The organism is Pseudoclavibacter sp. RFBA6 (genome assembly GCF_002931575.1).
Lineage (GTDB): Bacteria > Actinomycetota > Actinomycetes > Actinomycetales > Microbacteriaceae > Pseudoclavibacter > Pseudoclavibacter terrae.
The window spans coordinates 320,582-339,556 of the sequence record NZ_PSUA01000012.1 but is presented as its reverse complement, the minus strand read 5'-3'; the positions used below and the strand labels follow the sequence as shown (position 1 = coordinate 339,556).

General features: G+C 69.0%; 17 protein-coding genes and 1 tRNA gene. 9 read left to right on the top strand and 9 right to left on the bottom strand.

Translation table 11 applies throughout. The features are described 5' to 3' along the window. The first annotated feature begins 13 nt into the window (after positions 1-13). Entirely contained in the window at positions 14-1,369 is a 1,356-nt protein-coding gene (locus C5C17_RS11505; protein ID WP_104253507.1) for a glycosyltransferase 87 family protein, read from the top strand. On the opposite strand, the gene C5C17_RS11500 is transcribed toward C5C17_RS11505, so the two are convergent. Then, a complete protein-coding gene (locus tag C5C17_RS11500) occupies positions 1,262-2,470 on the bottom strand; it encodes a homoserine O-acetyltransferase (RefSeq protein WP_104253506.1) in 1,209 nt (402 codons plus the stop codon). The two genes, C5C17_RS11505 and C5C17_RS11500, sit on opposite strands and share 108 nt — an antisense overlap. Positions 2,471-2,498: 28 nt before the next feature. Further along, the gene (locus C5C17_RS11495) at positions 2,499-3,788 is read right to left on the bottom strand and encodes a bifunctional o-acetylhomoserine/o-acetylserine sulfhydrylase (RefSeq protein ID WP_104253505.1); all 1,290 of its coding nucleotides are present in this window, start codon (positions 3,786-3,788) and stop codon (positions 2,499-2,501) included. Between the two features lie 144 nt (positions 3,789-3,932). Here C5C17_RS11495 and C5C17_RS11490 point away from each other — a divergent pair, with 144 nt between their 5' ends. Genes C5C17_RS11490 through C5C17_RS11475 form a run of 4 tightly spaced genes read left to right on the top strand, consistent with a single transcriptional unit; the run spans position 3,933 to position 7,699 of the window. Next, on the top strand, positions 3,933-4,754 hold the full coding sequence (locus C5C17_RS11490; RefSeq protein WP_104253504.1) for an SDR family oxidoreductase: 822 nt from the start codon (positions 3,933-3,935) through the stop codon (positions 4,752-4,754). Continuing rightward, the gene (locus C5C17_RS11485) at positions 4,751-5,482 is read left to right on the top strand and encodes a Type 1 glutamine amidotransferase-like domain-containing protein (protein WP_104253503.1); all 732 of its coding nucleotides are present in this window, start codon (positions 4,751-4,753) and stop codon (positions 5,480-5,482) included. Before C5C17_RS11490 ends, C5C17_RS11485 begins: the two co-directional genes overlap by 4 nt. Further along, positions 5,479-6,201: a uracil-DNA glycosylase gene (locus C5C17_RS11480; protein WP_104253502.1), complete on the top strand. Its 723-nt coding sequence runs from the start codon at positions 5,479-5,481 to the stop codon at positions 6,199-6,201. The genes C5C17_RS11485 and C5C17_RS11480 overlap by 4 nt, the downstream gene beginning before the upstream one ends. A 46-nt stretch (positions 6,202-6,247) precedes the next feature. Then, positions 6,248-7,699 (top strand): amidase, encoded by a 1,452-nt coding sequence (locus tag C5C17_RS11475; protein WP_104253501.1) that lies wholly within the window; start codon positions 6,248-6,250, stop codon positions 7,697-7,699. Between the two features lie 22 nt (positions 7,700-7,721). Here C5C17_RS11475 and C5C17_RS11470 read toward each other — a convergent pair whose 3' ends face one another. The 3 genes from C5C17_RS11470 to C5C17_RS11460 form a co-directional block, all read right to left on the bottom strand. Then, entirely contained in the window at positions 7,722-8,117 is a 396-nt protein-coding gene (locus C5C17_RS11470) for a Fe-S oxidoreductase (protein WP_104253500.1), read from the bottom strand. 117 nt (positions 8,118-8,234) lie between these two features. Beyond that, complete coding sequence (locus C5C17_RS11465) at positions 8,235-8,990, bottom strand: PspA/IM30 family protein (protein ID WP_104253499.1); 756 nt, start codon at positions 8,988-8,990, stop codon at positions 8,235-8,237. A 99-nt stretch (positions 8,991-9,089) separates the two neighbouring features. Next, positions 9,090-11,180 carry a TPM domain-containing protein gene (locus C5C17_RS11460; RefSeq protein ID WP_181028564.1) on the bottom strand — a complete coding sequence of 697 codons (2,091 nt, stop codon included), beginning with the start codon at positions 11,178-11,180 and terminating at the stop codon, positions 9,090-9,092. A 257-nt stretch (positions 11,181-11,437) separates the two neighbouring features. On the opposite strand from C5C17_RS11460, the gene C5C17_RS11455 reads away from it, so the two are divergent. After that, on the top strand, positions 11,438-11,740 hold the full coding sequence (locus C5C17_RS11455) for a DivIVA domain-containing protein (protein WP_181028600.1): 303 nt from the start codon (positions 11,438-11,440) through the stop codon (positions 11,738-11,740). A 77-nt stretch (positions 11,741-11,817) separates the two neighbouring features. After that, positions 11,818-12,648, top strand: coding sequence for a siderophore-interacting protein (locus tag C5C17_RS11450; RefSeq protein ID WP_104253496.1), 831 nt, complete (start codon positions 11,818-11,820; stop codon positions 12,646-12,648). Between the two features lie 80 nt (positions 12,649-12,728). Here C5C17_RS11450 and C5C17_RS11445 read toward each other — a convergent pair whose 3' ends face one another. From C5C17_RS11445 to C5C17_RS11430, 4 genes are all read right to left on the bottom strand, one after another. Further along, on the bottom strand, positions 12,729-14,246 hold the full coding sequence (locus C5C17_RS11445; RefSeq protein WP_374953910.1) for an SDR family NAD(P)-dependent oxidoreductase: 1,518 nt from the start codon (positions 14,244-14,246) through the stop codon (positions 12,729-12,731). Positions 14,247-14,320: 74 nt separating this feature from the next. Then, positions 14,321-15,574, bottom strand: coding sequence for a formamidase (gene fmdA / locus C5C17_RS11440; protein ID WP_104253495.1), 1,254 nt, complete (start codon positions 15,572-15,574; stop codon positions 14,321-14,323). Positions 15,575-15,609: 35 nt separating this feature from the next. Further along, positions 15,610-15,897 (bottom strand): FmdB family zinc ribbon protein, encoded by a 288-nt coding sequence (locus tag C5C17_RS11435; protein ID WP_104253494.1) that lies wholly within the window; start codon positions 15,895-15,897, stop codon positions 15,610-15,612. Between the two features lie 359 nt (positions 15,898-16,256). Beyond that, positions 16,257-16,329, bottom strand: a tRNA-Arg gene (locus C5C17_RS11430). Positions 16,330-16,457: 128 nt separating this feature from the next. Between C5C17_RS11430 and C5C17_RS11425 the strand changes: the two genes are divergently transcribed. Then, entirely contained in the window at positions 16,458-17,249 is a 792-nt protein-coding gene (locus C5C17_RS11425) for a transglutaminase family protein (protein ID WP_181028563.1), read from the top strand. A gap of 57 nt (positions 17,250-17,306) precedes the next feature. Then, positions 17,307-18,971, top strand: a complete 1,665-nt coding sequence (argS, locus tag C5C17_RS11420) for an arginine--tRNA ligase (protein ID WP_104253492.1) — start codon at positions 17,307-17,309, stop codon at positions 18,969-18,971. Positions 18,972-18,975: the final 4 nt, after the last annotated feature.

Genomic DNA, 18,975 nt, shown 5'->3' with positions numbered 1-18,975 from the left:
TAGCTTGTCCCGCATGACTACGTCGTGGATCGCCCGTCACTGGCGAGGCCCTCTCTCGATCGTGACGCTCTGGCTGGCCTTCGCCGGCGTGCACTACGTGCTGATCCTGGTGAACCTGTACTCGCTCTCGAACCCGATGGGCGACGTCTTCCAGGTGTACCGCGGGTGGGTGGATCAGGCGCAGCAGGGGCAGGTGCCCGGCATCGACGCGACGTTCGTGTATCCGCTGCCCTCGCTGCTTCCGATGCTGCTCGCGGACGTGGTGGGCGGGCAGGCGAACTACGGTCTCGGCTGGCTGCTCGTGGTCACGGCGGGCAATGCGGTGGCGTTCGCGGCCCTGACGCTCTGGCGGCCGTCGTCGCGCGACGCGCGCCTGCGGCAGGTTGCCGCCTGGTGGTGGCTCGTTCTGATGGCACTGCTCGGTCCCGTCGCCCTCGGGCGGATCGACGCCATCAGCGTCCCCATCGCGCTGCTCGCCCTCCTGTCGCTCCGACGGAGGCCCGAGATCGCCGGCGCGCTCCTCACCTTCGGGGCATGGCTCAAGATCTGGCCGGCCGCCGTGTTCGCGGCCGCTTTCATCGTGCTGCGGCACCGCCTCTGGCTCGTGGCGGGTGCCCTCGTCGTCTGCGCCGCCGTGCTCATCCCGGCGTTTGCACTCGGAGGGGGATCGAACGTGCTCTCCTTCGTGACCGAGCAGACCGGCCGGGGGCTCCAGGTCGAGGCGGTCGCGGCGACCGTGCCCATGTGGCTCGCCTCGATGCAGGTGCCCGGCTACAGTGCCGCCTACTCCATGGAGATCCTGACCTTCCAGGTCTCCGGGCCCGGCACCGAATTCGTCAGCGCGCTGCTCACTCCGGTGCTTGCCGTCGCCGTGCTCGGCGTGGTCCTGCTCGCGCTCGTCTCCAAGCGGCGGGGGATGCCCTTCACCCGGTTGTTCCCGGCGCTCTCGCTCGCGCTCGTGCTCTCGTTCATCGTCTTCAACAAGGTCGGGTCACCGCAGTTCATCACCTGGCTGGCGCCGGTCATCGTGTTCGGCCTCATCGTGGACGTCAGGCGCTTCGCGCTGCCTGCAGGGATCGCGCTGTGCATCGCCTGGCTGACGCAGGTCATCTACCCAGGCAACTACAACTTCGTCACCGACGCCCACGCCGCGGGCGTGGCCCTGCTCGCGGGCCGAAACGGCCTCCTGGTGGTGCTGCTCGTCTGGGCGCTGTGGGCGATGTGGCCGCGCAGCAGGCGAGCCGCTCCCGCCCCCTCGAGGTCAGCCGTTCGCGAGCATCGAGCGGATCGCGTCGCCGACGTGATGGATCTCCAGCAGGAACCCGTCGTGGCCGAAGTTCGATCGGATCGTGACGGCACGGTCACCTGAGTAGCTGTTCGGCACGCCGGCCGCGATGCGGTGCTGCGTCTCCGGTGGGAACAGCACATCGGTGGAGATGCCGATGACCATCGTCGATGCTGTGACGCGTCCGAGAGCCGCATCGACCCCGCCACGGTCTCGGCCGACGTTGTGGGAGCTCATCGCCGTCAGCAGCGTGATGTAGCTGTTGGCGTCGAATCGTCGCGTGAACCGGTTGCCGTGGAAGTCGAGGTAGGACTCGACGGCGTAGCGGCCCTCGTCCTGCTCCGGGCTGAGGTTCGACTGCCAGCTGCGGCCGAAACGGTCGTCGAGCTCAGTGCCCGAGCGGTAGTTCAGCATGGCCAGCCGCCGCGCCAGCGCGAGTCCCCGGTGCGGCCCGAAGCCGGCGGGCTCGTCGGCGTAGTCGCCGTCGTTGAAGTTCGGGTCGAGCCTGATGGCATCGATCTGCAGGGTGTTCTGCGCGATCGTCTGCGCGTCCGAGGCCGCTGGGGCGCTCATCACGATGAGCCGCTGCGTCCGGTCGGGGTACATGATGCCCCATTCGAGCGCGTGCATCCCGCCCATGGAGCCGCCGATGACGGCCGCGAACGTCGAGATGCCGAGCTGGTCGGCGAGGAGCGCCTGAGCCCGAACCTGGTCGCGGATGGTCAGGACGGGGAAGGAGGCCCCGTACGCATTGCCGCGCGCGTCGAGGCTCGCTGGACCCGTCGAGCCCTGGCAGCCGCCGAGCATGTTGGGGGCGATGACGAAGTAGCGGTCCGTGTCGAGGGGCGCCCCTGGGCCGATGATGCCGGGCCACCAGCCGGCGGTCGGGTGACCCGGGCCGAGCTGCCCTTCGACGTGGGAGTCGCCGGTGAGCGCGTGCAGGACGAGGATCGCGTTCGACCTGTCGGCGTTCAGCGTGCCCCAGGTCTCGTACGCGAGTCGGATAAGCGGCAGCTCGCCCCCGTGCTCGGGGCCGAAGGCCCCGAGCCACGCGAATTGGCGGTCGCCGACGTCGTCGCCGTCGCGCCAGGCGCCGGAGGCGGGCGGCCTCAGTGAGGCCGCCCGCAGCTCGTCGTTCGGGATCCTGCCGCTCGGGGGCGATATCCCGTGATCTGTCCAGTCCATCAGCGCCAGGCTAGCGGCAACTCCGCGCTTACGCGCGGAGGGAGTCGAGTGCCTGCGCGAGGTCCGCGATCAGGTCGTCGACGTTCTCGAGACCGACCGAGAGCCGCACGAGTCCCGGGTTGATGCCCGAGGCGAGCAGCTGCTCTGGCGTGAGCTGCGAGTGGGTCGTCGACGGCGGGTGCACGATGAGGCTGCGCACGTCACCGATGTTGGCGAGGTGGCTGAAGAGCTGGACGCGCTCCACGAGCTTGCGCCCTGCCTCGACGCCGCCGCGCAGCTCGAACGAGAGGATGGCGCCGGCGCCGTTGGGCGCGTAGCGCTGGGCGAGCGCGTTCCATGGGCTCGAGTCGAGGCCCGCGTAGTTCACGTTCTGCACCTCCGCGTGGCCCTGCAGCCAGCTCGCGATGGCGGTCGCGTTGGACACGTGGCGCTCCATGCGGAGGCTGAGCGTCTCCACGCCCTGGAGGATCTGCCAGGAGGACGCGGGGGCGATGGATGCGCCGATGTCGCGCAGGAGCTGCACGCGGGCCTTCGTGTGGAAGGCGTTCGCGTTGCCGAGCGCGCCCGTGTAGCTCAGGCCGTCGTAGCTCGGGTCGGGCTCGGAGAGTCCGGGGAAGCGGGCCTTGTGCTCATCCCACGGGAAGCTGCCTCCGTCGACGATGATGCCGCCGATGACGGCACCATGACCGCCGAGGAACTTCGTGGCGGAGTGGACGACGATGTCGGCTCCGTGCTCGAACGGGCGGATGAGGTACGGCGTCGCGATGGTGTTGTCGACGATGAGGGGCACGCCGACCTCGTGTGCGACGTTCGCGACGGTCTCGATGTCGAGGATGTTCACGGCGGGGTTGCCGATCGTCTCGCCGAAGAACAGCTTCGTGTTGTCCTTGGCGGCGGCGCGCCAGGCATCCGGGTTGTTCTGGTCTTCGACGAACGTGACGTCGATGCCGAGCTTGGCGAACGTGTACTTGAAGAGGTTGAACGTGCCGCCGTAGATGGAGGTCGAGGACACGATGTGGTCGCCAGCTCCGGCGATGTTGAGGATCGCGAAGGTCTCGGCGGCCTGACCGGAAGCGAGGGCGAGGGCGCCGCTGCCGCCTTCGAGGTCGGCGATTCGGGCCTCGAGCACGGCCGTTGTCGGGTTGGTGATGCGCGTGTAGATGTTGCCCGCGCGGGAGAGGGAGAACAGGTCGGCCGCGTGCTGTGCGTCGTCGAACACGTACGAGGTCGTCTGGTAGATGGGGGTGACCACCGCGTTGGTCGTCGGGTCTGGGGCGGAACCGGCATGGATCTGCCTGGTCTCGAAGCTCTGGGTCATAGGTAGCCTCCGGGTCGGCTGCGACCCGACTGGACTGTCGGGTGGCACCGAGTGTGGCAGTGGGTGTCCAGGGTGGCAACGGATCGGGACACAAATCGTCACGCGTTGAGTGTTCGCGACATGCGCGCATGCCACGATGGAGGCATGCCTGAACAACAGAGAACGCGTGTGGTCGTGGTCACGGGAGCGAGCAGCGGGATTGGCCGTTCGACGGTCAGAGCCCTGCGCGCCGGTGGGCGAGAGGTGCTCGCGACGGCTCGCCGTGCGGATCGACTGGACGAGCTCGCCGCTGAGACCGGGGCGCAGGTGCTCGCCGGCGACATCACGAGCGATGCGTTCGTCGCTGAGCTGCGGGATCGCGCGGCCGAGCTCGGCGAGGTCGAGGCGCTCGTGAACGTCGCGGGCGGGGCGTTCGGCACGGAGAGCGTCGAAGAGAGCCGCATCGATGACTGGCAGCGGATGTTCGACCTGAACGTGCTCGGCACGAAGCGCGTCATCACCGCGTTGCTGCCGCTTCTGCGTGCCTCTGCTGCGAGCAGCCAGGACGAGTTCCCGCACGCCGACATCGTCACCGTCACCTCGACGGCCGGGCGAGTCATCTACCAGGGCGGCGGAGGGTACGTCGCGGTCAAGGCGGCCGAGGCGGCCATGATCGGCGTGCTCCGGCTCGAGCTCGGCGGCGAGCCCATCCGCGTCATCGACATCGCCCCCGGCATGGTGCACACCGACGAGTTCACGCTCAAGCGGATGCGAGGTGACGAGGCGTCGGCCGCGAAGCTCTACGAGGGTGTCGATCATCCGCTGACGGCCGACGACATCGCTGCGACCATCCAGCTCGCACTGCAGCTGCCCGGGCACGTCAACGTCGATGAGCTCATCGTCCGGCCGGTGGCCCAGCGTGAGCAGTTCCAGCTGCATCGCGGTCGTCTTGCGATGAAGGGCACGGCGAAGGAGTCGAGCGAATGAGCATCTTCCTGGTCGGCGGCGGCGACGGGCCCGGGGTCGAGCTCGCGCTCTCCCAGCTCGCGAGTGACGCCCGCCTGCGGGCCGGCGGCGAGACTCCGGTCATCGCGATCATCGCGGTCGGGGAAGCACCCCGGTCCATCGCGGACTGGTTCGCCGACCGACTGCGGTCGCTGGACCCCGGCGTCCTCGCCACGCCGGTGCTCGCGCGCAGCACGGAGGCTGGCGAACCGCTTGACGAGATCGATCTCGCGAGCTTCTCGACGGCGCACGCCATCCTCGTCGCCGGCGGGCACACGCCCGCCTACCTGGCGGCACTGGCTCCACTCGCGACGGACGTGCGTCGCCTCGTCAGCGAGGGGGTGTCGTACCTCGGCTACTCCGCAGGGGCGGCGATCGCGGCCGACGAGGCCATCATCGGGGGATGGCGCATCGGCGGCGTGCCCGTGGCTCCTGAGGAGTCCGGTGAGGGGCTTGACGAGGTGACGCTCGAGGCGGGACTCGGGCTGGTCGATCTGACCATCGAGGCGCACGCCGCGCAGTGGGGTCTCGTCGCGCTGTGCGCAGCGAGCATCGAGGCGGGGCTCGCCGAGCGCATCCTCGCCATCGACGAGGACACGGTTCTGAAGGTGGGGGAGGGTGCACTCGAGATCCTCGGCTCCGGCAGCGTCTGGCAGCTCACTGCAGCGGAGGGCGGCGTCACGGTCTCGTCGAGTCGCGCGTCCGGATGACCGGGCCCGCGGGGCTCGCGGACCTGGCGCGACTCGACCAGGGCTGGGCCAGCGCGCTCGAATCGGAGGCTGCGACACTCGCTCAGATCGACCTCCGCCTCGAGGCGGAGGTCGAGGCAGGACGCGGATTCCTCCCCGCCGCACAGCACGTCCTGCGGGCCTTCACGCAGCCCCTGGATCAGGTGCGCGTGCTGATCGTCGGTCAGGATCCGTACCCGACGCCCGGACACCCCATCGGCCTCTCGTTCGCGACCGACACGCACGTGCGGCCTCTCCCGCGCAGTCTCGCCAACATCTACCGGGAGCTGCACGACGACCTCGGCATCGAGCCGGCGGTGAGCGGCGACCTCTCACGCTGGAGCGAGCAGGGCGTCCTCCTGCTGAACCGGGTGCTCACGGTGTCCCCTGGGGCGGCGGGGTCGCATCGCGGCCTCGGGTGGCAGGCGGTCACCGATGCCGCGATCGCGGCGCTCGTCGCCAGGCAGACGCCGCTCGTCGCGATCCTGTGGGGCAAGGACGCGCAGGCCCTGGCCCCGATGCTGGGCGAGACCCCGCGCATCGAGAGTCCGCACCCGAGCCCGCTGTCCGCATCCAGGGGGTTCTTCGGCTCACGACCCTTCTCCAGGGCCAACGAGCTTCTGCGTGACCAGGGAGCTGCCCCGGTCGACTGGCGCGTCGAGACGACGGACAGCGTCGTCTCGAGGCCGTCCCTCTTCTGACTCTTCCCGTCCGGGCGTGACGTGCCCGCTCCTCGAAAGGCACACCATGAGCGAACCGCTGCACGAACTCGGCGCCATGAGGCAACGGGAGCTGATCGCCACCGGCGAGCTCTCGCCCCTCGACCTCGCAAGCGCCTATCTCAGAAGGATCGACGCCGACGCGGGCAGGTCGGGCGCGTTCATCACCGTGACGCACGAACGCGCACTTGACCGGGCGCTCCGGCTCGAGCAGGACCCACAGGCCCGCTCGTGGCGCGTTGACAGACGCTCGGCCCCGCTCTGGGGCATGCCGTTTGCGGACAAGGACCTCGAGCCCCGTGCCGGCGTGCCCACGACGTTCGGCTCCCGAGCCTTCGCCGGCCATGTGCCCGAGGTGAGCTCGCCGCTGGTCGAGACGATGGACGCCGCTGGCGGTGTCAGCCTGGGCAAGACGAACACCCCGGAGTTCGGGCTACCCGCGTACACCGAGAACGCGGTCGCCGCCCCAGCCGTCACCCCCTGGGGTTCCGGGCTCGGTGCTGGCGGCTCCTCAGGTGGAGCCGCCGCCGCCGTCGCCGCCGGACTGCTGCCCTTCGCGCCGGGCTCGGACGGCGGAGGCTCCATCCGCATCCCCGCCGCGGCCTGCGGGCTCGTCGGCCTCAAGCCGAGCCGAGGTCGCGTGCCAGACGGTTCGGGCGTCGGGGCGCTGGCCGGGCTGCCGGTCGCCGGGCCGCTCGCGAGGACGACAGCGGATGCGGCGCTGCTGCTCGACGGCATGATCGCCCGCCGCGCCGACGGAGGTCAGGCCGACCGGAGCGCGCTGACGGCTCCGGCGGGGGAGCGTTCCTACGTCGACGCGCTGGAGACGCCCGTCCGAAGACTCCGCATCGGCTTCAGCACCTGGTCGCCGTGGTCGACTCACTACGCGATCGACCTCGACGATGAGGTCGCCGAGGTCTTCGAGGCGACCAAAGAGCACCTCGCCAGGCTCGGGCACGAGCTCCTGCCGTCGACGCCGGTGGATGCGCCGGAGTACGTCGACGCGTTCCGCACGGTCTGGCAAGCGGGAGCATCCACCATTCCGCTCGAAGGGGAAGCACTCGAGGCGCTCGAGCCGTTGACGCGCTGGCTGGTCGGCGTCGGAAGGACGAAGTCGGCGGCGGAGCTGGCCGCCGCGCTCGCGTCGCTGGGTGCGTTCGAGGGCAGCATCATCGCCCAGTACTCGGAGTTCGACGTCGTGCTGACCCCGACCCTGGCGATGACGCCGAGGCCGCTGGGATGGTTCGACGCAGAGGACGGGGAGCGGAACTTCGAGCAGCAGTGCCAGTTCACGCCGTACACCTCGTACGTGAACGTGACAGGCCTGCCCGCGATCACGATGCCGGCGGGTTCAGCGCGCGGTCTGCCGGTCGGCGTGCAGGCCATCGGGCGCCCGGGGGATGACGCGACGCTGCTTCGACTCTCGATGGAGCTCGAGCGGGCGCTGGACTGGCCGAGGCGGTATCCGCCCACGTGGTGAGCGGCGACGTGCTCTCGTACAGTCAGCCGCGAGCGGCTGGGCGCCGACGCGGGGGCAGGTAGTTGCCGTCTTCCAGACCGGCTTCGATCTCGAAGCGGTTCTTGAGCGGGTCGAATCCGGCGAGCCAGTACAGGGGCGGGAACAGGAAGCCGTAGCGCTTCCACTGCTCGACGTGCACTCGCTCGTGGCGGAACACCCGCTCGCCGACGACGTCGCGCGTCAGGTAGACACGGCCGACGCAGGTCCCTCCTCGGCGGAAGGCCCACTTCGGGAGACCGCGACAGACGATGAGCCCTTCGTGCACCTCCACCCGGCCCGTCGAGAGCGGAACTCCGACGACGAGACCGACGACCGTCGCCGCGTGGTACCCGAGTCGCGAGATCGGCGAGTCGAGGAACAGGCTCTTGAGGGGGTTCATGGTGACGGCCTTCCGACGCTGACTGTGGTGCCTCGAAAGGCTGGGGGAGAGAAGGACGCCGCTGAGACCCGACCGTGTGCGACGGGTCTCAGCGGCGAACACTGCCGGCTTCGATGCCTAGAAGCTCTGCTCCGGGGCATCGATGGCGGCGGGGGCACGCTGCCCCTGCTTGAGCGCGGCGAGGCGCGCCTCGACCTCGGTCAGCTTGCCGAGGTCCTCCAGCTGGTTGAACTGCGAGTCGAGGCTCGACGTCTGCAGCTCCTGCTGGCCACGGACGAGCGCCTCCTGGCGACGCACCTTCTCCTCGAAGCGGCCGAGGTCGCTGGTCGGGTCCATGACGTTGATGCTGCCGAGGGCCTCGTTGACCTTCTGCTGCGCCTCAGCCGTCTTGGCGCGGGCGGCGAGCTGGTCGCGCTTGGCGCCGAGCTGGCGCAGCTTCTCGCGCATGCCCTCGAGGCCGCCCTTGAGCTGGTCGACGACCTGCGTCTGAGCGCGGATCTGCGGTTCGGCGGTGCGGGCCTCGGTCTCGGACTCGATCTGGCGTGAGAGCGCGACCTTCGCGAGGTTGTCGAACTTCTGCGCGTCGACCTCGTCGTTCGCGGCACGGAGCTCGTCGGCCTTCCGGCTCGCGGCGAGCGCCTTGTTGCCCCACTCCGACGCGGCCTGCACGTCCTCGCGGTAGTCATCCTCCAGCATGCGCAGCTGGCCGATGGTCTGCGCGATGGCCGACTCGGCTTCCTTGATGTTGGCCGTGAAGTCGCGAATGAGCTGGTCGATCATGAGCTGCGGGTCTTCCGCGTTGTCGATGAGCGAGTTGATGTTCGCGCGGACGAGCTGGCTGATTCGTCCGAAGATGGACTGCTTGTTGGACATCGAGTGCTTCCTTCTTGCTGGTCGGTTCCTGATGGTCCCTGGTGGATGGCCGTGCTGTGGGGTGGTGTGCGTGTGGGCTGTGTGCTTCCGGGAGCTGCGTCAGCGCCGCCGGCCGCCGCCCGAGGAACGGAAGCCGCCGCCTGACGAGCGGAAGCCTCCGGACGATCTGAACCCGGAGGAGCCGCCAGAGCGTCGGCTGGAGCCGCCTCCCCAGGAGCTTCCGCCTCCCCAGGAGCTACGGCTCGAGGAGCCGCTGTTGCTGATGAGGCCGCCGAGGATCCCGCCGAGGAGCCCCGAGTTGAAGTTGCTGTTCGAGCTGCCGCCAGACGACATGCCCCAGCTCTGCTCGTAGCCGCTGCGCTGCATCTGCACCTGGCTCCTCGCCTGCTCGGTCGCCCGTTCGGCGAGGCTGATCGCGCTCTTGGCTCGCTGCATCGCCTCTTCCGGCTGCGTCGCGGCGAGCTGCTCTGCCGTTCGGAGCTCCGTCTCTGCCTGCTGGATGCGGGCGCGCGGTTCGCTCTCGACGGCGCCGCGTCGTCCGTCGATGAACTGGAGCCCTCCCGTGACTGCGGAGCGCGCTTGTGCCAGCGCCACATCGAGCTGACGGCGCAGACCGGCGAGGCGCTCGTGCTCGTCCAGCAGCGATGCGATGGCGGTGTCGAGCGCCTCGTCTGCCTCGCGCAGAGCCCCGAGGGTTCGGAGGGGGTCAGCCGCTGCCGCTCCGCCGGAGCGGGCCCGGCCCATGGCCTCTTGCGCAGCTGTCTGCGCTGCGGCGGCCGCGGCGGCGACGTCTGGTTGCAGTGACGCCTGCTGGACGAGCTGGGAGCTGCGCGCGAGGCCCGATTCCAGCTCCCCGATCTCCTGGCGGATGAGCTGCTCCGCGTTCTCCAGGTCGCTCGCTGCCGCTCCGATCGAGCCGAGCACCGAGCTCACCCGTGCGAGCGCGAGCTGTGCGTCACTGATGTCGACTGCTGCGGGCCCGGTCCGGCCCTCCCGCAGACCGCCGTCCGCGTTCTCCGTCTCCGAGCGAGCCAGCGCCAGCAGCTCCCTCGCGTGCTGTGTGGAATCGTCGACGGTCGAGAGCGCCTGTGCGCTGTAGCGCGCGCGGAGGGCCGTCAGCTGCGACTCCGCACCCTGCATCTGGCCTTCCAGTCGGTCGAGCTCGCCCCGCACCTGCCTGAGCAGCTCCGGCGCGTTGCGTTCCATGTCCCGAAGCTTCTCGAAGCGCGCGGCCTGCTCGGCGACGCGCTGCTCGGCCTGGTTCGCGAAGCCGAGGATGGCCTCGTTCATCTGGATCTTGGCGGGCTCCGGCTCCGGGGTCGCGTCGAGGTACTGCCCCTGGACGTCGAACGCTCGTCGCAGCTGCTCGCGCGCGTCCGCGACGGCCGCCCGGTACTCGGCAACCGGTTCCTGGCCGAACTGCGCCTCGGCGAAGCTCACCTCCTGGTCTGCGGCGGTCACGAGGTTGTCGACCCTGACGAGCTCGCCGGCGGCGCGCTGCGCCAGCTGCTCGAGCTGCGCCTGGCGCTGGGCTTGGGTTGCCCGCTCGCCCTGCTTCTTCTTGCGTCGCGCCAGGAGAACGACGACCAGGATGATGACGGCCACGACGACGATGAATCCGCCCACGAAGAGGAAGATCGGCCCCGCGTCGATGCTCGGTGCGGTTCCGGCCGGCCCGCTTCCTGCGCCCGTCAGCTCCTGGCGGAGGGAGTCGGCGGCAGAGACAGCGGCTTGGCCGTAGTCGCCGGCATCGAGGTTCGGCGCGATGGACTGCGTCTCGATGTCGCGGAGCGCCCCGTCTCCGAGAGGGAACGTGCTGTCGGTGTTGAGCCCGAAGTCGAGCTGATCGACGCCGACGTAGAGGATGACCGCTTCCGAGCCGAGGTCGTTGACGGACGCGAACTCGCTCGCCCAGTCGAACCCCGCGCTCGGGTTCGAGAATCGATCGACGATCGCGAAGTACATGGTGAAGTCCGTGTCCGCCTCCAGGGCGGAGATCGCCTGCTCGATGTCGGCGGTCTCGCCGGTGACGAGCCCATCTGGGTCGAAGATGTGCCCGTCGGGGGAACCCGGGCTCGCAGCCGGCGCTACGGCAGAGGAAGTGATCGGAGAGACCTCGGCGGATGCTGGCGCACTCGTCCCGAGGAGTGCAGCGGCAACGATGCCGAGCAGAGAGAGCACGCGACGCACGGAGACCCCTTTCTGGCCGGTCAGCGGCCTTGGTCGTAACGCTAGCGGGACCAAGCCGTGAAGAACGTGATTGTTGTGCGCGTCGTCGCCGCGCGGGTGAACACGTTGGGAACACCGGGCGTCGTGGGGGTGGCCAAGGTGAGCACTCGGTGACAATCGGGCGTCGATGTGTGATTCCGCATGGAGTTCCGTAGAATTGTCGTGCACCGGACAAGCGCTCCTTGTCCGGTTTTCACATGAGACACAGGAGGTCCAACGTGCGAAGTGAAGACGTACGCACCAAGCGGTTCAACGCGCTGAAGTTCGACGGCTGCTACGACGTGCAGGAGGTCGACCAGTTCCTCGACCAGGCGGCGGCAACGCTGGAGGCGTTCGAGAGCGGCCGCCCGGAGGAGGCTCAGATCGCCGGAGCCCACGAGGTCGAGGCAGTGAAGTTCACCTCGCGGGTCTACGAGCGCGGCTACTCGGCGCAGGAGGTCGACGTGTTCCTGGAGGAACTTGCCGACGCAATCGCGCAGTACAGGCGCTCGGAACCCGCCACCGACGCCCAGGGGGCGTGAACCGGGGCCCATCATCCGCTCCTCGTGGGCCTTGTTAGGCTTTCCTAACTCGTACCGCCACCGTCAGGAGCCCCCACGTGACCGATGCCGTCATCCAGAAGCCGCGCAAGCGCGGACCCACTGTCCGCCTGACGGTCGTGCGAACCGAGCGCCTCAGCCGTTCGCTCGTCCGCGTTCATTTCTCCGGCGCCAACCTCGACGACTTCGATCTCGAGCACGCCGACACCTACCTGAAGCTGCACTTCGGCGCAGGCGTCGGTGAGCTCGAGCTCCCCTTCGACCTGCAGGAGCTGCGGGCCACGCTCCCGATCGACCAGGTGCCGGTCCGCCGCACCTACACGGTCCGCGGCATCGACCGCGCGAGCGGAACCGTCTCGGTCGACTTCGTCGTGCACGGCGACGCCGGGGTGGCCGGGCCCTGGGCCAGAGACGCGAAGCCTGGCGACGTCATCGTCGCCAGCACTCCACACGGGGCATACTCCCCGCTGCCCGACAGCGACTGGCATCTCATCTGCGGCGACGAATCCGCGCTCCCCGCCATCGCCCGCACGCTCGAGGCGATGCCGGCGGACGCCAAGGGCGCAGTGCTCCTCGAGGTCGCCGGCGACGAGGACCACATCCCTCTTGGAGCGCCGACGGGCGTCGCCGTGACCTGGATCCACCGGGGCGAGCACGGCGGCTACGACCGCCAGCTGCTCGCAGCTGCGGTCGAGGAGCTCGATCTCCCGGACGGAAGAGTCCAGGTCTTCGCGCACGGCGAGCGCGAGCAGATGAAGCGGCTGCGGAAGAACTTCTCCGCGCGCGGCATCGATCGCTCGCAGCTCTCCCTCTCCGGCTACTGGGCGGCGGGACGGACCGAGGATGCCTTCCAGAGCGAGAAGCGCGAGCCGGTCGGCCAGATCTTCTAGTCGGGACGGGGCTCGTCTCGCTCGGCGGGGCGGCGTCCGGTCGTCGGCGGTGCTGGCGGGGTGAACGCCAGCCCCGCCGACTACCAGGAGCCTGGCCTGTAGTCCTTCAGGAAGACGCCGAACAGGTCCTCGCCGGTCTCGCCCCGAACGATCGGGTCGTAGACGCGCGCGGCTCCGTCGACCAGATCGAGCGGAGCGTGGAAGCCCTCCTCGGCGAGCCGGACCTTGGTGAAGTGCGGCCGCTCGTCCGTGATCCAGCCCGTGTCCACGGCGGTCATGAGGATGCGGTCGCTCTCGAACATCTCCCGCGCGCTTGTGCGCGTGAGCATGTTGAGTGCGGCCTTCGCCATGTTCGTGTGCGGATGACCTGGGCCCTTGTAGCCGCGACCGAACACGCCCTCCATCGCGGAGACGTTGACGATGTAGGTCCGCCTGGCCGACGATGCCCTGAGCGCGCCGCGCAGCTTGCTGACCAGCAGGAACGGGGCGGTCATGTTGGCGAGCTGGACCTCGAGCATCTCGATGGGCTCGACCTGGTCGACGTGCTGGGTCCAGGAGTTGATGTGCAGCTCGTCCGGCACGAGTCCGCCGGCGTCGATCGCGGTGCCGGCCGCGAGGCGCTCGAGCGATGAGGAACCAGCGGCCATCGCGTCGGCGCTGAGCTCCTCGGCGGTGCGACCGGCAGCCGACGAGAGAATCGGGTGCGCCGCAACCGACTCCGCGAGGGCGAGCGGATGCGCGTCGTTGGTGTGCCCGAACGTCACGAGTTCCGGGAGCGGGCCGTCCGGCAGCGGTGCCAGCTCAGCCTCCACGAGCGGTGCGTAGGCGCCGGGGGAGCGGCGCACGGTCTGTGCCGCGTTGTTGATGAGGATGTCGAGCGGCCCCGCTGCGGTGACCGAATCTGCGAGTCCCATGACCTGAGCGGGGTCGCGGAGATCGATGCCGACGATCTTCAGCCGGTCGATCCACTCGGCGGAATCGGGCAGCGCCGAGAAGCGGCGCACGGCGTCGCGCGGGAAGCGCGTCGTGATCGTCGTGTGCGCACCGTCGCGCAGGAGGCGCAGCGCGATGTACATGCCGATCTTCGCGCGACCGCCCGTGAGCAGCGCGCGCTTGCCCGTGAGGTCGGCTCGTGCATCCCGCTTCGAGTGGCTGAACGCGGCGCACTCGGGGCAGAGCTGGTGGTAGAACGCATCGACGACCGTGTACGGCTGCTTGCAGATGTAGCAGGCGCGTGGCTTGAGGAGCTCGCCCGCGGTCGGGGTCGTCGTCGAGGTGGAGATCGGGATACCGCGCGTCTCGTCGTCGATGCGATCGGGCGCGCCGGTCGCGGTCGCCGCGACGACCGCCTTGTCGGCGTCTGCGATGCGCTGCCGCTTCGCGGCACGTCCCACGCGCTTCACGTCCTTGAAGAACTGGGCTGTCGCTCGGCGCACGGTGATGAAGTCCGGGTCCTCGCGGTCGTACGCGGACAGCTGCTCGAGCACCCGCAGGGTCGTCGCGAGGTCGGCTTCGCCGATGCGCTCCGGAGCGCTGCTCGCGATGGTCGCATCGTCGGGCGTCGCCGTTGGCGTCTCGTCTGGGGTCTCTGAAGGCACACGAGATTGTAGAGGCCAGCGGGCAGGCGCGCCACACGCGTCCACCCGCGGCCCCAGGTGATGCAGCAGGTCTCTCAGGAGGCGACGGCCCTCGGCGCCCCCATGCCCGGGTCGATCTGGTGCGGCCCGCTTGCGGAGGGGCGAACGTCGAAGTCGAAGATCGCGGTCGGCAGGTACACCGTTGAACAGGAGTTGGGAATGTCGACGACGCCGGACAACCGGCCCTCGATGGGTGCCGAGCCGAGCAGCAGGTAGGCCTGCTCGGGGGCGTAGCCGAACTTCGTGAGGTAGTCGATGGCGTGCAGGCACGCGCGCTGGTAGGAGAGATGCGAGTCCAGGTAGCGCTGCTCGCCGTCGAGCGTCACGGACGTGCCGCTGAACGCGATCCACTCGCTGTAGTTCGGCTCGACGTTGCCTGGCATGAAGATCGCGTTCTCGGAGACGCCGTAGGTGTCCATGCCGTCCTTGATGACATCGACCCGCACATCCATGAACCCGCCCATCTCGATGGCTCCGCAGAAGGTGATCTCACCGTCGCCCTGTGAGAAGTGCAGGTCGCCCATCGAGAGGTTCGCCCCGTCCACGAAGACGGGGTAGAAGATGCGGGTGCCCTTCGAGAGGTTCTTGATGTCCTGGTTGCCGCCGTTCTCGCGAGGGGGCGCGGTCCTGGCGGCTTCGCCCGCGACGCGGTCGAACTCCGAGTCGGGCAGCGAGCCGAGCACCGCGAACTGCGGCTCGGGCGGCAGTGCGAGCGGGGGCACGCGAGTCGGGTCGGTCGCGATGAGCTTCCCCTCCCGGGCGTTCCACCTCGAGAGCAGCTCCGCCGACGGCGCCGTCCCCATGAGCCCCGGGTGGATGAGCCCCGTGAAGGACACTCCCGGCACGTGGCGGGACGTCGCGGTCTGTCCGCTGAAGTCCCAGATCGCCTTGTACGCGTCCGGGAACTGGTCGGTGAGGAAGCCGCCGCCGTTCTGCTTGGCGAAGATGCCGGTGTAGCCCCAGCCCTGCCCTGCGAGCGGGCCCTTCTCCTGCGGGATGGGACCGACGTCGAGGATGTCGACGATGAGCAGGTCACCCGGCTTCGCGCCCTCGACGCGGAATGGGCCACTGAGCTTGTGCACCGTGAGGAGTGGTGCGTTCAGGATGTCCTCGGCAGAATCGTCGTTGACGATCGCGCCGTCGAACCACTCGCGGCAGTCGACCCGGAACTCGTCTCCTGGCTTCACGGTGGCAACCGGCGGGATCTCCGGGTGCCATCGGTTGTGGCCGATCTTCTCCTGGTCCTCGAACTTCTTCGACGAGTCGAGGGGAAACAGCACGTCTGGCATGGGGCGGTCCTTTCGTTGGTGCGAGCCCCACGACGTCAGTGTCGTGGCAGCTTCGCGTGGAGCGGATTGCGGGTGACGCCGGCACCAGGTCGACGGGGTGTCCCCGGAAGCGAGCTCACGACCTGCGGCTCGTGTGCGGACTTCGTGGCGGCATCGATGAGGCCGTAGGTGGACGAGCCGGCGGCAGAGAGGTGCGGGGCGGCGGGGCGACGTCGGGCCGGGCCGCCGCAATCGGGGCAGGCGGATGCATCGGGCACAGAGCTCATCGTGTGCACCTCGTCAAATCGATGCGAGTTGTCGCATCCGTACGTGTAGGTGGGCATCCTTGCCTCCCCTCGTCGAGGTAGTGCTGACCGTAGCCCCGCGTCGCGACGGCTGTCAACGGTGGCGAGTCGCGCCCGGCTGGGCGCGCCGTCGTGGCCGAGCCAGGCGGAGCGCCGCGGAAGGGAGGCCCTCGCGACCGACACTGTCAATTCGAGGGCGAATCGACGCCGGTCACTTGGTCGACGCAGCTGGGAAACCCAGAAACTCGGCGTTCAGCGCAGGCGCTCGTCCGGACTTCGCCCTCAAATTGACGACCTGCGGCGCAGACATTCGCGCTTCCGGAGGTGAGCCCATGCAGAAGGGTCCGGCTCTGCGATGCAGAACCGGACCCTTCGTGATGCCTCGCGACATCGAGACGTGCCCCCGACAGGAGTCGAACCTGCGACCTACGGTACCGGAAACCGGCGCTCTATCCACTGAGCTACGGAGGCGAACGCGATGCCGAAGTTCGCAACGCGGAGCCCATACTAACAGGGAGCGAGAGGACCCAGGTGCCACCCTGCGAGGCCGCACACACTTGTGCTCGAAGGCTACGCGAGCGTGACACAATCCGCTGGTGATGCGAAAGATCGAATCTGCCATTGACCTCGAACTCGACGGGGAAGCCGACCTCGTGTTCTCGATCGCGGCCCACACGCTGGCGAACCTCGAGAACGAGTCGTTCACGATCACCGGCGACGGGCAACCGCTCGACGTCATCGAATCCGTTGATCGCTCCGAGTGCAGGTTGCACCGCGTGACGACCTCCGCGAAGCACATCGAGATGCGGTACAGCGCGACCGTGCTCGACCGGGCGCAGCCGAACGAGCCGGAAGAGCTCGATCTCATCCAGTTCCGTCGCCCGTCTCGCTACGCCGAATCCGACCTGCTCGGACCGACGGCACGGTCCATGTTCCGCGGCAAGCAGGGCTTCGAGCTCGTGGATGCAGTCGTCGACTGGGTCTCGAGGAACATCAGCTACGTGCCTGGCTCCAGCGCGCCGACCGACGGTGCGCGAGACACGTTCCTGAAGCGCCAGGGAGTCTGCCGTGACTTCGCGCACCTGACGATCGCGTTCCTGCGCGCCAACGACCTGCCGGCACGCCTCGTGTCCGTCTACGCTCCCGGCCTGGTGCCCATGGACTTCCACGCCGTCGTCGAGGTGCTCGTCGACGGAGCCTGGTACGTCGTGGATGCCACCCACCTGGCGCCGCGCCGCCTCATGCAGCGCATCGCGAGCGGACGGGATGCCGCCGACACCGCGTTCCTGAGCAACACGATCGCGAACCTGCGCCTCTCGAAGCTCCACGTCAACGCGACCTCGAGCGAGGTCATCTTGGAGGACTGGACCGAGCGGGTCCAACTGGGCTGACGCGGGCGCGCTCGCGCGCCGACGGGGCGGCCCGCGCGGCTCTAGGATGGGTGGTCTATGACTTCTCCAGCTCTCGTCACGGCTCTCACCACCGCTGTCAACGCCGCGCTCGCACCTCTCGAGGGTGCGGCGGGCATCACCGTCCCCGAGACGGACATCGTGCTCGAGCGACCGCGGAACCGCGACCACGGTGACTGGGCCTCGAACGTCGCGATGCGCCTCGCGAAGCGTGTCGGAACGAACCCGCGTGAGCTGGCCGCGAGCATCGTCGAGCAGCTTGTCCTCGATGCGCAGGTGGCGAGCGCCGAGGTCGCCGGCCCCGGCTTCATCAACATCACGCTCGACACGGCCACGGCTGGTTCGCTGGCGAAGCTCATCGTCGACGCCGGTCCGGCGTACGGCGACGGCGACTCGCTCGCCGGTGTCAAGATCAACCTGGAGTTCGTGTCCGCCAACCCGACCGGCCCCATCCACATGGGCGGCGTCCGCTGGGCTGCGGTCGGCGACTCCCTGGCCCGCGTGCTCATCGCTGCCGGCGCTGATGTGACGCGCGAGTACTACTTCAACGATCACGGCGCGCAGATCGACCGCTTCGCCCGCTCGCTGCTCGCTGCGTACCTCGGCGAGGACACGCCGGAGGACGGCTACGGCGGCGCGTACATCTCCGACATCGCGGGACAGGTGGCGGCCGCCTACGGCGACGGGCTCGCCGAGCTCGACCGCGACGCGCAGCAGGAAGTCTTCCGTTCGAAGGGCGTCGAGCAGATGTTCGGCGAGATCAAGCAGAAGCTCCACGACTTCGGTGTCGACTTCGACGTCTTCTTCCATGAGGACTCGGTGCACGAGTCCGGCGCCGTGGGACGCGCCATCGAGCGTCTGCGCCAGCAGGGCCAGATCTTCGAGCAGGACGGCGCGCAGTGGCTGCGCACGACGGAGTACGGCGACGACAAGGACCGCGTCGTCGTGCGCTCGAACGGCAGCCCGACCTACATGGCCGGTGACATCGGCTACTACCTCGACAAGCGCGAGCGGGGCTTCGATCAGTGCATCATCATGCTCGGTGCCGACCACCACGGGTACGTCGCCCGCATGATGGCGATGGTCGCGGCGTTCGGCGACCAGCCAGGCGTCAACCTGCAGATCCTCATCGGACAGATGGTGAACCTCGTGAAGGACGGCGAGCCCGTGCGCATGTCGAAGCGCGCAGGCACGATCGTCACGCTCGACGACCTCGTCGACGCCGTGGGGGTGGATGCGGGCCGGTACGCGCTTGTGCGTTCATCCGCCAACTCGACCCTCGACATCGACCTCGATGTGCTCGCGCAGCGCACGAACGACAACCCCGTCTACTACGTGCAGTACGCGCATGCTCGCACGTGCGCCGTCGGGCGCAACGCGGCGGAGTCCGGTGTCGACCGCTCGGTCTTCGAGCCGTCCCTCCTCGACCACGAGTCCGAGTCCGCGCTGCTCGGCGCGCTCCAGGACTTCCCGCGCGTCGTGGCAGCAGCCGCCGAGCTGCGTGAGCCGCACCGTGTCGCACGATACGCGGAGGAGCTCGCCGGGCTGTACCACCGTTGGTACGACAACTGTCGCGTCATTCCGCGCGGCGACGACGAGATCACCGACCTTCACCGCACACGCCTCTGGCTGAACGACGCCACGAGCACGGTCCTGCGCTCTGCGCTCACGATGCTCGGGGTCTCCGCGCCAGAGCGAATGTGAGTTC

What these genes read in the sequence shown, in the direction of transcription:
- C5C17_RS11505 (WP_104253507.1), top strand. Translation starts at nt 14, where the DNA reads ATGACTACGTCGTGGATCGCCCGTCACTGGCGAGGCCCTCTCTCGATC.
- C5C17_RS11495 (WP_104253505.1), bottom strand. Translation starts at nt 3,788, where the DNA reads ATGACCCAGAGCTTCGAGACCAGGCAGATCCATGCCGGTTCCGCCCCA.
- C5C17_RS11475 (WP_104253501.1), top strand. Translation starts at nt 6,248, where the DNA reads ATGAGCGAACCGCTGCACGAACTCGGCGCCATGAGGCAACGGGAGCTG.
- C5C17_RS11435 (WP_104253494.1), bottom strand. Translation starts at nt 15,897, where the DNA reads ATGCCCACCTACACGTACGGATGCGACAACTCGCATCGATTTGACGAG.
- C5C17_RS11425 (WP_181028563.1), top strand. Translation starts at nt 16,458, where the DNA reads ATGCGAAAGATCGAATCTGCCATTGACCTCGAACTCGACGGGGAAGCC.
- C5C17_RS11470 (WP_104253500.1), bottom strand. Translation starts at nt 8,117, where the DNA reads ATGAACCCCCTCAAGAGCCTGTTCCTCGACTCGCCGATCTCGCGACTC.
- C5C17_RS11485 (WP_104253503.1), top strand. Translation starts at nt 4,751, where the DNA reads ATGAGCATCTTCCTGGTCGGCGGCGGCGACGGGCCCGGGGTCGAGCTC.
- C5C17_RS11465 (WP_104253499.1), bottom strand. Translation starts at nt 8,990, where the DNA reads ATGTCCAACAAGCAGTCCATCTTCGGACGAATCAGCCAGCTCGTCCGC.
- C5C17_RS11500 (WP_104253506.1), bottom strand. Translation starts at nt 2,470, where the DNA reads ATGGACTGGACAGATCACGGGATATCGCCCCCGAGCGGCAGGATCCCG.
- C5C17_RS11490 (WP_104253504.1), top strand. Translation starts at nt 3,933, where the DNA reads ATGCCTGAACAACAGAGAACGCGTGTGGTCGTGGTCACGGGAGCGAGC.
- C5C17_RS11480 (WP_104253502.1), top strand. Translation starts at nt 5,479, where the DNA reads ATGACCGGGCCCGCGGGGCTCGCGGACCTGGCGCGACTCGACCAGGGC.
- fmdA (WP_104253495.1), bottom strand. Translation starts at nt 15,574, where the DNA reads ATGCCAGACGTGCTGTTTCCCCTCGACTCGTCGAAGAAGTTCGAGGAC.
- argS (WP_104253492.1), top strand. Translation starts at nt 17,307, where the DNA reads ATGACTTCTCCAGCTCTCGTCACGGCTCTCACCACCGCTGTCAACGCC.